Genomic DNA, 16,074 nt, shown 5'->3' on the forward strand with positions numbered 1-16,074 from the left:
CTTTATTCTGTAGTCTCTTCTTCTATTACTTCTGGGTAATCATGACCGGAATAAACTTCAACTCGTGCACCCTCATTGATAAGTATCTTCATAAAAGCAGACACCTCAGATTCATCCGTTCGTATAATAATTTTCTTCCCTTCAGTGCCAACATCTACGCCGTACATAAATTGTTCAATTTCAGAAGGGCCTATTAAATGGGTATTGGTATTGCGCATCAGGTCTAATAACGCATCATCATAGCGATCCGTATTAGCATCTAGTTTATCGTCATTTTCGAGGGCGTAACCAGTAAATTTATCAATAATATCCTTAGCCTTATCAGCATCCCGCACTTCTTTAAAACTACCAATCATCACAAGTCTCATTGAATGTTCAGAAACCGATTCATGCCAAATTTTCATACCCCACCTCCACTGGAATAGGCCTTAATTTCGAAAGTGTTTTAATGATACCACCATCGCCAATTTTCACCCCGACTGAATCAAATGAAGAACGCTTCAAAATTCCAGATGCATCTATATGCGCGTAGGAACGTAGCCCCTTTTCCTTAACTAAAGGATCACACGTAGGAAGTTTATCTGCCCCAGCTTCACTAACGCTTAAACGTAGGGGACCAGAATAGGAATAGACCCACTCTTTTAAATTGCTAACCGAGACCGGATCTATCCCTTCTCTACCTGGGGTCGGCAATTCTGGAAGAAGTAACAGCTCAGTCGCGCCATGGTCAGCCGCGACCATAACAGCTTCATCTAAATCGGGAAAAGTTTGGCTGTTAACAACATAATTTATACCGAACGCTGCAATTGAACGAATTCTTTCAAAGCGGCTACATAGTGAAGCAAAAGATTTACCGCGTAGAATTTCATAAGTCTCACCTACCCCGTCCATGCTTACACGCACATACGCGACACGCCCCTTTAGTTGATCTGCCAAAGATACGCTGAGATTATGCGCGTTGGTAGTAAAGGTGACAGCAAGCTTCGTATGATTGTTTATGTAATCGCAAAGAAGTGGAAGATTCTTATACAGAGTAGGTTCGCCTCCACCAAAACCTATCCCAAGGCATCCGTTAGTATTCAATTCATCCAACCATGTCTGCAACTGCACATAAGATAATTCGGCGAGTTGCTTCGGGGCGTAACAAAATGGACATTGTAAATTGCAAGCATTCGTTAATGCAATCGAGACTTGGCGAGGAGCTGGAGACCAATTTTCTGATGAAATTTCAAACTCATCTAAGAGTATATTTGTACCAGACTTGCGATCATATAGATGGAGACCATCAGGACCAGACCTGTAATTTAAAGCATACTTCATAATTATATAATATTACGACCAAATCTTTTGCAATCTTAACGAAAAAATTGATATTACAATGACGATCCTAACACCAGAGACCCTTATAGCCCATTAACACACTTAACTTTTGAATAAAAATGCGAGCCTTCACACCCACAAACACGAAACAGAAATTTAATAGATAATTTGATACCAAATCCCATAAAAAAAAGCGTGGGACAACTTTCAACAAATTGCCCCACACTTTCCAATCCCAAAATTTCGCAAGGAGAGCCCCCTTCCTGGATTTTTTTCACAAAATCCCATGTTCCCCGAACTCCAATTCCAAAATCGCAGGAGGGGGAAAATTTGCGAGAATTCCTTCTTAAACAAAAACCCAAAAGCTTAACCGCTATTAGTAATCGTCATAGAGTTTTGAAATTCCATCAAAACCATTTTGCATTAGTCGATCCTGAACATTTATCACTCTGTTAATCAATTCTGGATCATCCACCTCATCCGCCTCAATAAGTATTTCACGAAGAACAATTGGAATATTATCTCTTGATCCATACTGTCGAACATCACCAACACACGATTCGCAAGCGTCAGCCAGCACCTCCAAATATTCTAAATTCTGAAGAGGGTCATTCTTCGCTTGAGCACTGAGCCATCTATAAAAACTATATATGCCTGGACTTCCTGAAACTTTGGGCAAAGCTTTGAGATATGAAAACACCAACTCATTACCAACCATCCCCACTTTGCTTGAATCCTTATGGAACACACTTGCAAAACTTTCCATGACAGTATTTGTCAAACTGCATTCCGCAAACAATCTAGGCAATATTTTGCGACATTTATCAGAAACATCTTTGACATAAAGATTATGAGCTAAATTCTGTACGGCGCCTTGTATAGCCTTTTCAGGAGACCTTGCTATACGAGAAAAATATTCCTCTCCGTCTACAACGTCAGACAAATACATAAGCGTATAGATTCTACCTGCAACCTCTAGACCTTCATCAGATCCGCTCACAAGTAGCTTTTCAATATATGGTAAGATTTCATCTGTTCGTTTATGGTAGTTATAATAAAAGCATCGTTCTGCGGCCCACCATTTGTCGATCTTTAAACGCCCCATCACTGTCAGAAAAAATCTCCATGATGTCTCAGGGCTATAATGTATCAAATAGGGTAGATACCTGAGGAAAGTAATTAGAGCTGATTCATCTCCCATCTGAACGTAGGCAACCAACAACTTGTCAACTTTTTCTCCTATCTCCCAGTCATTCTTGATACAATTTTCGGCCAAACAAATCAGAGCCTCAGCCCCAGGCTCAATGACATAATTTTCCTCGCTACTTACAGTCTTAATTTGACTATAAAATTTCTCATGCATCCTAACAAGGTGCGCTATGTCAGATGGATTCGCCGCAACATGTACACCTGCCATAAGCAAGGAACTCACGCAGCCTAAATCACTCCAAACTTCTCCAGTCAATTCTAGACCAGTTTGGACCAAATCTCGAAGTTCCTCTTTGGAAATCGACTTCTCAAAAGGTTCCCAGTCTTTTTGCGCTGAAGACAAGTTTCCATAAAGATATCGAACATGTTGGGCGAGCCCAGCAAAAATATCACAAATAAATTGTACATCTAACTTCTCTTGTCGAATTAAAGGAAGCAATCCAAGCATATATTTTGGACATAGAGCAGAAGCCTCACGGAACCCCCATAGGGCTTCTCTTTTACCTCCAAGCAATCGATCATCCATGTCGACAAAACCAGTATCTTCATTGTAATTCCGAACAAGTTTCATTGCCCATGGTGGTGAGAGCTGGCAAAGTATTTTATGGTCAAACGGCTGCCTAACCGTCCCTCCACTCGACCATATCTGAGGAGTAGGAAGTTCATATCCAAAAGTACGGCGATGTTCATTTACAAAGTCTTGAGCTGCCTTTATCCTGTATATATTGGGAATCCAAACGAGGTAGTCATAACGCTTTCGCTTGATCCATTCATACTCGCCATCTTCATACTTTTCTTCACTATACAACGACATGACTAAATCTTGGTTTTTAGCCGCCACTTCCTCGGTCAACAAATGATATGCTGAGTTGGCTAACTGCCCTAATTCAAATTCAATCCTACCAAACCTTAACAGCTCTTTATCAGTCAGAAGTGAAGAGATTCCAATAATATTTTTCTCTGGATTATTTTTATAACAAAGAGCCAGAAAATACATAAATCCAAACTCTCTGGAGTCTCGAATCTTTAGTTCGTTGTCCTTCCACCAAATAGTATCTTCGCGGGCATGCCAGTTAAGAGCGGATTCTACGCATGAAAGTAATGTGTTAATTCCATCAGCAGAATATGTCTCATGCTTGTTGTGGGTATATCTCCATGAAGAATCCATTAAAAAATAATTTGAAAAAGAATGCAGATCAGACTGCCATACCTCTTTCTGACTCCATTCAATTAAGGAGTCTATTGCAAATCCCAACAAAAGTTCTGACTTTTGAAAACGCTTTTCTAAGAATTTATCGTCATGAAAATCATATCCATCACAACGAAGCTCTTTCTTTCCGAGCCTACTAGGCCCTGCGTCAGGGACTTTATTTATTATGTAATCCCAAAGTAATTTATCGCCACTATTGGTTGCGTCCACCCACAGACTCAATGGCCTACCAATGAAATCCCGTTCATAGCCTTCAACAGAGAGTAACCGCTCAAGCAGAGCTCCAACCCCAACAGTCGTCCACTCTTTCAAATCTCCTAAATAAATGCTTATATTATGTGCTTGCTTCGCTTTCTCTGGACTATTGTCATACAAAGCAGTCCATAACGCGATAACCCGTTCAGGATATTTTTCAATCCAAATTGTTAGCCTTTGGATTACGATCTGTTCCAAAGAACTTCGATCTTCTTTTCCAACAAAGGCAGTGAGAAGCTTCTGCTCAATCATATCAAGCCACTTCACATCCGTCATAGTATAAAGGCATCTCCTGAACAAAGCAGAGTGATCATTAAGAAGGTATCGAACAAGTGACCAATCCTTATCGTCCACTGACATTTCAGCAAAGGATTCAACTAGCAATCGCTTTAAATGGTAAGCAATTTTATCATCTGAAAGAGCTTTTCTAAACTCCCTGCTAAACCGAACTCTATCAAGAACCCTCAAATACCCAAAAAAGGATTTGACGACAGGCCGAATAAACGGAAGCGGAAGATGCTCATGAATAAAATCAACTAGCCCTTCACCATTAGTAATGCTGCCCCGCACTAACAAATTATCAGCAAGTGTCTGATGTGAAAACGCTATCACTCCTAGCTGCTGTTCAACTAGTACCCCTTGACTGATTAATCTCTGACTTAATCTTGTTTCCGATGAAATTCTTACCTTTGGCAACGTGTAACAACGGTTTTTCATCATCTCCTGTGCCATGCGATACAGCAAATCGATTGCACGAGTTCCTAACAAAGAGTCTTTTTCAACATACTCAACAAGGTATCGATCGAATAAATCCCAAGCATTGTTGAGCTCGAGATAACTCTTAGATTCCACTAATCTTTTAAACAAATTCAGATTCTGGGGAACACAAATCAAAGATTGTAAACTCTCACTAATATCTGAGTCGTCAACAGCCCATTTATCGAGAAGAGGACGAACAACAGTACCATAATCAAATGGAGATATTTTTATTATCTTTTGCCAGTCGCGGTCCCTGAGCTGTGGGTCATACTGTCGATCAAATTCTCTACAAGCTGCGACTACAATGGTATTATCAACAAGACTCAACCGGTCAATAACACTGAGAATAATTTTAAAAGCACCATGACTTCTGCTCAAAGAAAGAACGTCCAGCGAATCAACGACAACTACTACCCTGCGGAATGCTGCTAAACGTGCACATTGTCCAACAATGCCTTCAGGTAGTCCCATGCGAGTAAGATCATCTTCAGAATTTGCATCCGAGTACTGATCTCCCTTGATAAATAAAACTCCTACAGAAGAATCTTTTTCGAGCTGATCTACCAAATCTAGAAGCAGACAAGTCTTTCCACATCCTGGCAGGCTAGTAATAAGTATATTTTTATTGCCCACTTTAATGTAATCCAGCACATCGGTTAGTTCTGGCTGATCGACTTTGACACCGTCAATTGTTCGTCCCCATGTTCGTCCTATTCTTGATGCCGATTGAAAACTTTTTAGTACGTCGGCTTCGGAATAAATGGGGGCTGACTCTAGACTGTGCTCTTTAAGAATTTCAAGAAGGCCCAATCGATTAAGTTCATAGGGAGTCCCTGGAAGACTGGCCGCATGCTCAGCTACTAATCTTTCAAGCACACTTTTCACCGTATTTGCTTGAGGGAAGTGTGCTTTTAAATCCAACAAATTTCTTGATGCCCAGTCTTGGCTAGAGTCAAAGAATAACACTTTGGCAAGCGCATACGACTTTTTCAGTGACAAATCAGTAACTTTAGGTGAAATAATCCTCGCCAAGGATTTGAGTGGATCTAAAAGGCTCTTGGAAGCTGATTTTTTGAAGCTGTTGTAAGACCGAAACTTGCGAGTTCCTTCAGCTAACTTCTGTAAGTTCCCAAAAGGAGAACGGGAGTAAAACCAAATTTCTGCATTAGGGGTCAATTCGTGCTGTGCTAGAGCCTTAGCGAGTTCTTCTTTCAATACTTTATCGGAAAAACGCCAAACCTGATATGTAGGCTGGTTTTTCTTCACTTGGATGAACTTTTTCCGTCCATTTTTATAGGCCACTATAATATCATCAATCGGTATTTTCTGCTCAAGATTAGGAGCCCCTGTTGAATCCACCTGAACAAAATCGATCTCTTCATCCCGGTACAAGCTTATCAGCCAATGAAGTGCTATCTGTAATTCGAACTCATCACCCTGAGACGATGTTTTTCCTGCAATACTCAATTATTTATCCTTGATTTCTGTAAACACTAGTAACTTTCAAGCTGTTCAAATTTAATCCTCATTGGTCATTATTTCAATCCAACACTCCATTAATGATCTCTGCAACCTTCTCATTGTCAAAGTCAGCATTCAATAACTTCTCTATAAGGATATCCACTAATTGCTCGGGAGAATTAAAACAAACAGTCTCATCATTGAATAACTTAACTTTTCCTGAAGATATTGTTTCAGGGGTAATCTTAATATTGACATCATCCATACCCAATTCAACCACTTCACCAGCATCAATCAAATCCTCTGCCTCTGGAACCCAACCATCTTTTAAAAAATAGAAATATTCACCCATTTAGCTAACTCCTATATAGTTTTACCGAAAGCATATAGCAGAATTTAGCGTATAGGGGTAGAAGCACATTCTCGCCAAAACCACTTTATGCAGTTACCTGCTTCCCCGTGACCGCATACATCAAACAAGGATAACCTTTTAAGTTGATTGAAAATATTAACTGCAAAAGGAGTCCTAAATGTCAGAAGACGAATTCGAGGTGGTATACTCATACAGCCGGAAGCAAGCTATCGAAGACGGAGTACTGGTCGATGTCACTGAACAGGCCAAGGAGACTGGCTTTAAGGTTCCTGTGGCTATTACTGCAAATCTCTACCATCAATATATTGAACCACCAGATGATCTAGAAGGGGAAGGTCAGTCGACCAGAGGGCGGTTGCATGCCGTGCTCCTTCTCACATTTCTCGCAGCTAAGGATCGCTGGGATGGTTCTATGGTTGAAATTGAGCCACTATTCGTTATGGGAGAAGGTACGAAGCTAGAGAAGGTAAAATGCTGGGCGATGATTGGACCCGGAGATTCAGGTGAGCCAGTACTTACAATTATGCTGCCTGAGGATTACTGAAAAAAACGAATCCCATCTGCTTTGCTGCGGATGGGATTTTTTTCTGAACTTGGATAGGTGGTCTAAAAAAATGTGGGAAATGTGGGCAATCTGGGCCGAGGTGGGAAATTACAACAGGATCGCCTTAACAACACGATGAAGGACCAACAACTGCTCATCGCTGGCACCATCAAGCATATCTGTGATGCCAGCAACAACTTCGTCACGAGTCCTTGTATTCTGATCCAGTTCCAAGAGGTCATGCAGGGATATTTTCAGGCCGTCAGCAACCTTGTTGAGAACTTCAACAGAAACCTTACTGCCCCCACGCTCAACTTCACTGAGATATTTATCGCTAATTCCAGCAGCATCGCCCAACTGTTCTTGGGTAAGGCCACGACTCTTTCGCAATGTCCTGATGCGCATGCCTATCTGTTTTGAAATGTCGTCCATGCAAACTCCTTGAGTATCCATACAAAATACCCACCACAGATAGAGTTTGAACAACCTGAGGACTGAATTTTTTGTTGATTTTTCAGTTTAAAGATAGAATTATGTTTTTCAATTTCTGTCTGTGGTTGGATTTGGAGTTAATTTTCGAAAATAAGGAGATCATGATGAGGACTAAGAAATGTATGGAGTGCAAAGCGGAAAATACCCTAAAGAGTAAAGAGTGCTGGAATTGTGGAGCTCCGTTTGGGTTTAAGGGAGCGATTAAAATTATTAAACAGCTTTTGGTTGTTGCGGCGATCTTTGCCGTGATCATGATGTTCGGGGATAAGTAGCCCCCCCCACAGCATTGTGGCTACCATTAAACCTGTACCTAAATACGCCAAAAAGCCCACGACTCGAGTGAGAAGTGGGCTTTTTGATTTTTAATGAAGTCACCTAGCAGGCTTTTGCCTTACGTTTCTTCTTGATCTCAGCAAACGCAGCAAGCACATCTTTATAGCGTTCCTTGAAAACGGGACAACCACCTCGCTTGGGTTTTTCATCAGGACACGGACAGTTCCCATCCTTGCAAATGCTCGGATCTGGCAATTCGGGAAAAACAATATCCCGAAATTCACTATCTGGATGAGTAGCGATGTACTCTTGTACTGCTTCTATTTTTTGAGAATAAAACTTCCGATGCCTTTTGATACAAGCCTCATATTCCGTAGATTTAAACTGAGATTTTCGACATTTCGGACTACAGTATAGCCCCACATCTTTACCACTCTTTTTTGGAATAAACAAAGTCCCGCACACAGCACATTCGTTTATCCGATCAAACCCATCAAACAAATCAAAATATGTAGCAAGCAAAGAATATGTGAATCCTCGAAGGTCCTTCCAGACTCCACTGAAAAGATCACTTATTTCATCGTAGGATTGCACTGACGACAATTCACTGCTCTCATTATGACTAGCGACCAAAAATTTTGTGGTCTCCTTGTAGTATCTAGCGGGATCGAACAAGCCCAAGCCGGAGTCCGGTTCATTTGAAAAACTAGAAACAACGGCCTTATATTTCAACCTATCTCTGAAATCAGACTCCCACCCACTCCTGTCTTTGCAAAAATCACCTAAAAAATGTGCCACCCAGCCAAAATCAGTTTCATCAATAAAAAACGGTATCTTATCTACTGCATCAAACGTTGTAAAAAGCACAGATTCGGTATTTATATCTACAAACAAGAGTTCTCCAGACATTCCACCCAAAGAAGTATCTAGAAACTTTTTTTGTATATCATGACACCCGCTGTTGGACTTTAATTTTCCATACAATGGATGCAGTGAATCTAATACACAACTTTGGACATACTCTGTCTGTGAACAATTCTTGCCTTTCTTATGGCATCCATAGCTTGTTAAGATTGGAAGTAGCTTAAGAAAATTTCTTAGCACTTCCTCAGTTTTTTTTCTTCTATGCTTTTCTACTTTAATCATTGCATTAAAAACCCAAAAACTTTTCCCAAACTTGATTATTTCTTTCAAACATTTTCACACAGTTTTAGTGAGGACATAAAACTAAAATTATTTTAAAAATAACCTACTCACGTTTTCTCTAGACAAACATCGATAAGCCTCCTAATGTGCATTCATCGCTGCAGCACAACTAGAATTTTCATCCAGAAAAACACCAATAAATAGGAACAATTATATGAAAGATCTTTAAATCACAGCCAAGCCTTCCTCTCTCATAGACAACAGAGGAAGGCTCGGAACTAGCAACCCACACGGGTACGACCAAAGTGTTCATTTGGAGCTCCCCATAACCGGGGTCACGCATTCAGTAACGACAAAAACTTCGAGTTCATTGCCCGCGAACTCGAAAAAATGTCCACTGTACATGCACGATGATTAGTCGTGTAGGCCACTCGCTATATGCTGCCCACCTAAACTAATCACTCCTCTTCAATAGTCCATCTTAAATTTTCCGCCTTTCCCCTGAATTAGAAAGGGGGATCACAGGAGTAAAGTATGATTTCTAATAAAAAAGAGAATATATGCTATCTCGAATTCCCAGACACAACCTTCCCTGTCGTAGCCGAACGCAACGGCAAAATTGTCGGTAAAACAACCCCGATGGTCCGTGTCAACGAGATCGCAAATAAACTTCATATATCCCCTAACACTCTGACTGCCGAACTAGCGCAGGCGGACTGTCCTCTCTATTCATGCGAAGAAGAAATCTTCGCCATTTGTGAAGATGTCAATTCAACACTCAAGGATAAATCTATTCCTCTGTGCAGCCTTGGTCAAAGCAACGTCACTTGCGAATTGATTCCATACATAGATAAATCGATCAGTGAGGGAACCGATATGCTGGAAGCCACGTATCGCATACTCGACCTCCATGACATCGCAATCCGGTCAGACGAATCCACTCTCGCCCAAACCTCAGCTCTTTTAAACGTTGACTATTATGCTGAATTCGTTGGCGTTGATAGCAAATCAGTAGTTGGAGGAACTCTTGAGCGGGGCTTTCCCGTGTTTTCGATAGGAAATGACGTATTTATCGCAGCAAAAGACCTTGCTGCATGCCTTGAATATTAACTGGACCGCACAAAAGGCAGAGTTCATAGCAAGATGAACTCTGCCACTATTTAATCAAGACCTTTGAATATAAAGGAAATCTCATGAATAAAAATACTAACTCCAATATACTTGAGCACGCCCCATGCGTACCCACTAAAGAAATTGGAATTCCACCAGCTCCACAAGTTAATCCAAAAATATTCTTAGATACAATTTTTAAAGGAGCAAAGGGCTATCTAATGCTGGCTAGAAAAAAAGACGGCTATTTCAAGCCCATCCCAATAGGAGACACCCAGAAAGCATATGAATATACCCTTAAAAACCGGGAGCACGAAGACATCTACTTCTGTACTGGGCTTATGGATAAAATTCCTGAGGCAGGCAAACGTGGCACAGCTAATGATGTGCAAGGCATCACCTGCGTCCATGTTGACATAGACATCAACGGTGCCGGACATGCAGGGAACAACTACCCTCCCAGCGAAGAGGAAGCACTCAATACACTGAAACAATTCCCACTCCCCCCCAGCATAATAGTGAACAGTGGGGGAGGACTTCACGTATACTGGCTTTTCGATGAACCGCTGTACATATACACTGAAAAAGACAGAGAATCTGCGAAAGAATTGCTGAGAAGGTTTCAGGCTAACATCCGCATTATTGCCCAAAGAGCAGGATATATTATCGACAACACCTCTGACATATGCAGAGTATACAGGGTAGTAGGTTCCCATAACCTTAAAACAGGAACCCCGCGTCAAGTAAAATGGATCAGTAATACCTTGAATGTACCTCGATACTCCGTTGCAGAAATCGAGAAAAATTTAATACCAAAACCACCCAAGCAAAAAAACAAGCTGACACCTGCGCAAAAAACAAAGTCCACGCACCAAGCAAAACAGTTTGAGCCTTCAAACTTCGAGCAAATCATTGAAAGATGTGCATGGATGCAGCACTGCCGGGATGACGCAGCAAGTCTCCTCGAACCAGAATGGTTCTCCATGCTGACAATACTCTCTCGTTGCGTAGACGGTGAAAAATTTGCTCACGAGTTAAGCAAACCATACCCGAATTACGCATACGATGAAACTGATACCAAGTATGGTCATGCAAGCAGTCACACCCCGCACACATGTCAACGCATTGCCTCAGAACATGGATTTCAGGGATGTGCGTCATGCCCATTCAAAGAACATGTCAAATCGCCTATCCAGCTTGGTGAAAAAGACCGCATCAAGCAAGCTAAACTGGCTGTCATTCGAGCACTTTCTCAAGTTAAGAATAACAAAGATGTCGTCTATGAAGCTGAAGTTATTCAAGCATTTGTAACCCTAAAAATGGAAGATATGGTTGAGTACACTAAGTTCAGAGGAAAACTAAAGGACCGTGGTGTAAATTACAACAGATATGACCCAATCATAAATGCAGCCGAGCAAAAATATGCCTATAAATCGTTAGAAGAACCACCCCAGTACTACGAGGAAAACAATTGCCTCTATTACAACAAACCTACTGGGGATGGTCATACTTCGGCAAAACTGAGCAATTTTTTCACTAAAATAACCAAGGAAATTACTTTAGATGACGGCTATGAAGAACAAAAATACTACTATTTAGAAGGAAGGCACGAGGATGGAAAAACTTTCGATCCAATTACTTGGCCTGCTACTGAATTCAAAAAAATGGGCTTCATAGACTCAAAATACGGTGCAAAAGCCATATGCTACTCTAATCAACAGACCCATTTAGGGATAGCTATTAAGGAATTAAGTAAGAACATAGTCTATGAGACAGCATATTCGCACACCGGATTTCGGAAAATTGATGACAAATATCACTACCTCTCCGCAGCAGGAGCAATGTCAGAAAATAGCATTAACCCAAACACATCTGTCCGGTTAGAACAAAGCCTTATTCACTACAATATCCCTATGCCAACACGAAATGACATGGCTGTCGGAATGAAGGCGAGTTTAAAAATTATTGATGTCGCGCCTGACTGCGTTAGTTTTGTAGGCTTCATTGGTGCATACAGAGCGATTCTCTCAGAGGCCTTACCACCTGAGTATTCGATCTTCATGTATGGGCACACAGGCAGCAGAAAAACTGCTCTCGCGCGAGTTCTTCAAGCTCACTATGGCAAAGAGTTCACATCTTCAGCTCCGCTAGGCAACTGGATATCCACGGCAAATAGTACAGAAAAAATGATTGCAATGGCAAAAGACGCACTAACTGTCATGGACGACTATATTGAGGAAACAATAAGTGCAAAGCAGGCAGAACTTGATGAATTTGCTGATCGCATTCATCGAGGGCAATCAAATAAAGCTGGACGAACTCGCATGGGGGCATCGAAAGAACTCATAGAGGCTTATGTTCCCAAGGGATTAATTTTAGCCACAGGTGAGCAAATCCCAAAAGGAAAGGGGAATGCACATAGCCTTCGCGGTAGGATGGTAATTACGCCACTCACAACGGAAACGATTAACAATGATGTCTTGTCAGCGCTTCAGGATGCAGGTCGAAAAGGACTTCTTACCGCTAGCGCAGCAGCAGTTATCCAGTGGATTATTCCTAAAATCGACGACTTCAAGATAGAACTTATCACTCGCCGAAATGAATACAGAGATGAAAATGATCATCTCAAAACTATCCATGACCGAACCTCTGACAATTATGCCGACTTGATGGTAAGCTTAGAAGTAATACTCCAATGTTTTGAAGACTATGAAGTTATCACTCAAGAAGAAAAAGACAACCTTCTTGCCAGAGGAGAAAGAGCCCTACAACTTGCAATACAACGCCATGGGGAATTCATAAATCCAAATCCGACAGCGCAATACTTGGGGGATATAAAGGTTGCACTAAATGATGGCACGATGCACTTTGTAGATTCTGTAAATGGTGGAGCACCTTCTAACCCTGAACTGTGGGGATGGAAAGTTGATCCCGTAACAGATGAAATGACCCCACAAGGAGAGAAAGGCGGATATATTAACAAAGACAGCAAGGAAGTGTACTTGTTATCAGACATAGCAATAAAAAATTACCGCAATGCATCACAAAAATTAAAGCGTAAGACCATATTGACTGAAACTCAAATCCACAAACGTCTCTCTAATGAAGGACTGCTGCTTGCAGCAGACAATGAATCTTATAAGACAAAAAGAGAAACATGCGATGATCGAATACGCGTCCTTGTTCTCAGCACTGAGTCACTGAGTTAGGAGAGACATCAAAAAAACAAAAATAGGGTGGAGGATTTTATGTCCTCTACCCTGTTGCTGTCTTTAGCTACAAAAAGCTGGGATATGTGGGCCTAAAACTGCTGCTGGCCCCGAAGGCCCAGATTTTAGGGCTTATCTCTCCCCCTTAGATCTACAAAGGAAGAAAAAAAGAAAGAAGAAAAAATATAATTAATTAATAAATAAAATATTTTATTTTTATTTCCAATCCCCCCCCTCCCTTTTTTTCATCACAAAATCGGGGCCTTCAGGGCCGGACTTTAGTCTATAGAACATATGGGCTCACCACCAGAACGTTTTCCCCCCCATTTGTAGATATTATCCAGCGCGTTTAAAATTTTCGTTGGCCCATAAAGCCCAGCTTTTTGGTCATTTCTATCCCCCTCTCCTTGTCGGTAAAAAAAAATCGGAGGGCTACCTACCCTCCTTCTTCGATGCATATATATTATTGCAGGACAAACGCCGAGGTCCCTCAAAAAATGTCCATCATGGAAGATGAGACCGCCAGCTATAAATTCCTGCTGTGAGTTTTGGAGTAGCAGAAATTGCAATTTCAATGGTGGCTGGCAGCCTCTCCCGATGCATACATATTTTTATTTGGTCACCGAGTCCTTCCTTGAAAATCAGTTATCGAAATCAGCTTACCTTCTTTCCATGTAAGGGAATAATTTTTCAGTTTTCACAACTGGTGTTCAGGTAAAATTGCCCTCCAATCTGCTTTTTACAGGGGCCTCGGCATATGATGCTGTAATTCATAGAAAAACTATCGATTTAAATACCCATATCCTCGCAGAAAACAATTTTTCTAATCTTACCCCTCCCCAAACAAATAAATGCGAAAATAACCCCAATTTTGTGCGATTTCCTGCTTTTTTACTGAAAATGCCGTCTAAAATTGAACATTTGCCAGTAACATATAGAAATAAAAGAAGAAACGCCAACAAACGGAGGTAGGCATGGTTAAAAAGGATACATCTGGCACTGGCAAGAAAATGTTCGAAAGCAAGTACAATGCTGATGAACTTCGTAAGATGATCGTTGAAGATAAGCTGAATGCGGATCAGATTCAGGAGAAGCTTGGTATAGCTTCCAAGCAGTCACTGCGTCAGCATATCATGCGTCTTTGTAATGAAGACCGTAAGTTCTACGAAGTTCCGGGCCTGTATAAGCAGGGCAACAGGAAATTGCCCATGGTGAATTTCAAAGGTGAGGTACGCTTGACCAAGAACATGCTCAAGGGAGAATTTAAGTATGAAGATCGATTCAATGTTGAAATCGTTGAGGGCAGCAAGATCATTCTCACAAAGGTGGTATCGGAAAACAAGGAAGATACTGAAAATCCTGCGGGAGCAGTAAAGAAAGAAGACGCTGGTGCAAAGAAGTAGTCTTCAAAGAAAACCGTGCTTACCAATGAGTACGGTTTTTTTGCAGATATATTTAAAGTTATCGCGCGATTTGTCGAGTTTTCAAAAAATAATGAAGAGCAGGGCCTGACACACCCATGACCTTGGCTACGGAGGCCTTTGAAATTCCTTTCTCCAACATCTCAGCTATTTCATTCTTTTTTTCATCCAATATTGAAGACTGAGAACTTTTCGGACGACCAAGCGTTTTGCCGTTGGCCTTGGCACGCGCCAGACCAGAACGAGTACGATCACTGATAAGGTCTCTTTCGATTTCAGCGAGTACACCGAACATAGCAATCTGGATTTTTGCAGTCATATCGTTTTTGCCATCAAGGATCATGTTTTGCTTGATAGCAATGAAGGTAACATTCCTTTCAATCAGTTCATCCACGATAGTCACAATCTGAGAAAGAGACCTACCGAGGCGAGAAAGCTCCGATACGATTAAAGTATCGCCAGATGCCAACATATCCATCAACTCATCGATGCGACGGTCCCGCAAGGACTTCCGTGAAGATATTTCCAACTTAAACCAGTGGTCGATATTCATGTCGTGGCTGCTGGCATATCTAAGAATTTCCAGTTCCTGATTCTCGGTGTCCTGCTTGTGAGTGCTGACGCGCATATAGGCAACTACTTTGGTCATATTCTTCTCCGTTTTCTTCAATGTAAAATAAAACCCCAAAACCAATTTAATTTTACGATAACAGTAAAAGAAAAGGCACGTTTTATTTTAGGATTTGGGCTTAAAAAGTGTAAAAGAAAACGAACGTTTTGTTGTCATTGGATTTGTATAATCAGCCTTTATATAGAGAAATTCCATATATGTGAGCCATATCAAAAGTGGACTCCAGAAGGGTTAGGGCTCAACAACATACCGGATGGGTTTCATTTTGCATTTGCAATAATGAATGGAGGGCTTCTGGTTGTCCGCACACTTTTGATTAGGTTCGCGCACAGCACACACAAAAGGTCCTACGTGAGTAGGTTAGTCCAGTGGTATGGACTTCCCCCCGATCTTCGGGTCGGGGGGTGGAAGTTTTTTTAATTTTCTCTTGACTATCTCTAGACTATTTGCGTAAAAGAATAGACAATGGGAGTTTTTTACACTTCCTCATAACCTACTCCCAGAGATTGGGAATCGGGAAACGATCATCGTAAGCCCAACCCTGTCAGAAGTCAGGGCAGTTAATCTTCAAGTCACCCCTGACGGATGACACCTATTACTGAAGCACACAGCTTCGACATTATTATTCACGATATTCACTGCGTCTTGAAGAGCAGGCAAA

The 16,074-nt window shown here is 41.3% G+C and carries 13 protein-coding genes; 5 read left to right on the plus strand and 8 right to left on the minus strand.

All coding sequences use genetic code 11. The features are described 5' to 3' along the window. Positions 1-2: 2 nt before the first annotated feature. The 4 genes from D0S45_03500 to D0S45_03515 form a co-directional block, all read right to left on the minus strand. Positions 3-404 carry a hypothetical protein gene (locus tag D0S45_03500; protein TIH19258.1) on the minus strand — a complete coding sequence of 134 codons (402 nt, stop codon included), beginning with the start codon at positions 402-404 and terminating at the stop codon, positions 3-5. After that, on the minus strand, positions 388-1,320 hold the full coding sequence (locus D0S45_03505; protein TIH19259.1) for a radical SAM protein: 933 nt from the start codon (positions 1,318-1,320) through the stop codon (positions 388-390). The genes D0S45_03500 and D0S45_03505 overlap by 17 nt, the downstream gene beginning before the upstream one ends. Positions 1,321-1,696: 376 nt before the next feature. Next, the gene (locus D0S45_03510; protein TIH19260.1) at positions 1,697-6,220 is read right to left on the minus strand and encodes an AAA family ATPase; all 4,524 of its coding nucleotides are present in this window, start codon (positions 6,218-6,220) and stop codon (positions 1,697-1,699) included. Between the two features lie 73 nt (positions 6,221-6,293). Continuing rightward, positions 6,294-6,566 (minus strand): hypothetical protein, encoded by a 273-nt coding sequence (locus D0S45_03515; protein TIH19261.1) that lies wholly within the window; start codon positions 6,564-6,566, stop codon positions 6,294-6,296. A gap of 178 nt (positions 6,567-6,744) precedes the next feature. Between D0S45_03515 and D0S45_03520 the strand changes: the two genes are divergently transcribed. Further along, positions 6,745-7,131, plus strand: coding sequence for a hypothetical protein (locus D0S45_03520; GenBank protein ID TIH19262.1), 387 nt, complete (start codon positions 6,745-6,747; stop codon positions 7,129-7,131). A gap of 108 nt (positions 7,132-7,239) precedes the next feature. Here the strand turns inward: D0S45_03520 and D0S45_03525 are convergent, their stop codons facing one another. Then, the gene (locus D0S45_03525; GenBank protein ID TIH19263.1) at positions 7,240-7,584 is read right to left on the minus strand and encodes an XRE family transcriptional regulator; all 345 of its coding nucleotides are present in this window, start codon (positions 7,582-7,584) and stop codon (positions 7,240-7,242) included. Positions 7,585-7,634: 50 nt separating this feature from the next. Here D0S45_03525 and D0S45_03530 point away from each other — a divergent pair, with 50 nt between their 5' ends. Beyond that, positions 7,635-7,895, plus strand: coding sequence for a hypothetical protein (locus tag D0S45_03530; protein ID TIH19264.1), 261 nt, complete (start codon positions 7,635-7,637; stop codon positions 7,893-7,895). Positions 7,896-7,998: 103 nt separating this feature from the next. On the opposite strand, the gene D0S45_03535 is transcribed toward D0S45_03530, so the two are convergent. Further along, on the minus strand, positions 7,999-9,090 hold the full coding sequence (locus tag D0S45_03535) for a hypothetical protein (GenBank protein ID TIH19265.1): 1,092 nt from the start codon (positions 9,088-9,090) through the stop codon (positions 7,999-8,001). Positions 9,091-9,576: 486 nt separating this feature from the next. On the opposite strand from D0S45_03535, the gene D0S45_03540 reads away from it, so the two are divergent. Further along, positions 9,577-10,152 (plus strand): hypothetical protein, encoded by a 576-nt coding sequence (locus D0S45_03540; protein ID TIH19266.1) that lies wholly within the window; start codon positions 9,577-9,579, stop codon positions 10,150-10,152. Between the two features lie 83 nt (positions 10,153-10,235). Beyond that, entirely contained in the window at positions 10,236-13,361 is a 3,126-nt protein-coding gene (locus D0S45_03545) for a hypothetical protein (GenBank protein TIH19267.1), read from the plus strand. Between the two features lie 278 nt (positions 13,362-13,639). Here D0S45_03545 and D0S45_03550 read toward each other — a convergent pair whose 3' ends face one another. Then, positions 13,640-13,936, minus strand: a complete 297-nt coding sequence (locus D0S45_03550) for a hypothetical protein (protein ID TIH19268.1) — start codon at positions 13,934-13,936, stop codon at positions 13,640-13,642. Between the two features lie 399 nt (positions 13,937-14,335). On the opposite strand from D0S45_03550, the gene D0S45_03555 reads away from it, so the two are divergent. Beyond that, positions 14,336-14,764, plus strand: a complete 429-nt coding sequence (locus tag D0S45_03555; protein TIH19269.1) for a hypothetical protein — start codon at positions 14,336-14,338, stop codon at positions 14,762-14,764. A gap of 58 nt (positions 14,765-14,822) precedes the next feature. Here D0S45_03555 and D0S45_03560 read toward each other — a convergent pair whose 3' ends face one another. Beyond that, positions 14,823-15,431, minus strand: coding sequence for a resolvase (locus D0S45_03560; protein TIH19270.1), 609 nt, complete (start codon positions 15,429-15,431; stop codon positions 14,823-14,825). Positions 15,432-16,074: the final 643 nt, after the last annotated feature.

It is taken from the genome of Marinifilum sp. JC120 (genome assembly GCA_004923195.1).
Lineage (GTDB): Bacteria > Desulfobacterota > Desulfovibrionia > Desulfovibrionales > Desulfovibrionaceae > Maridesulfovibrio.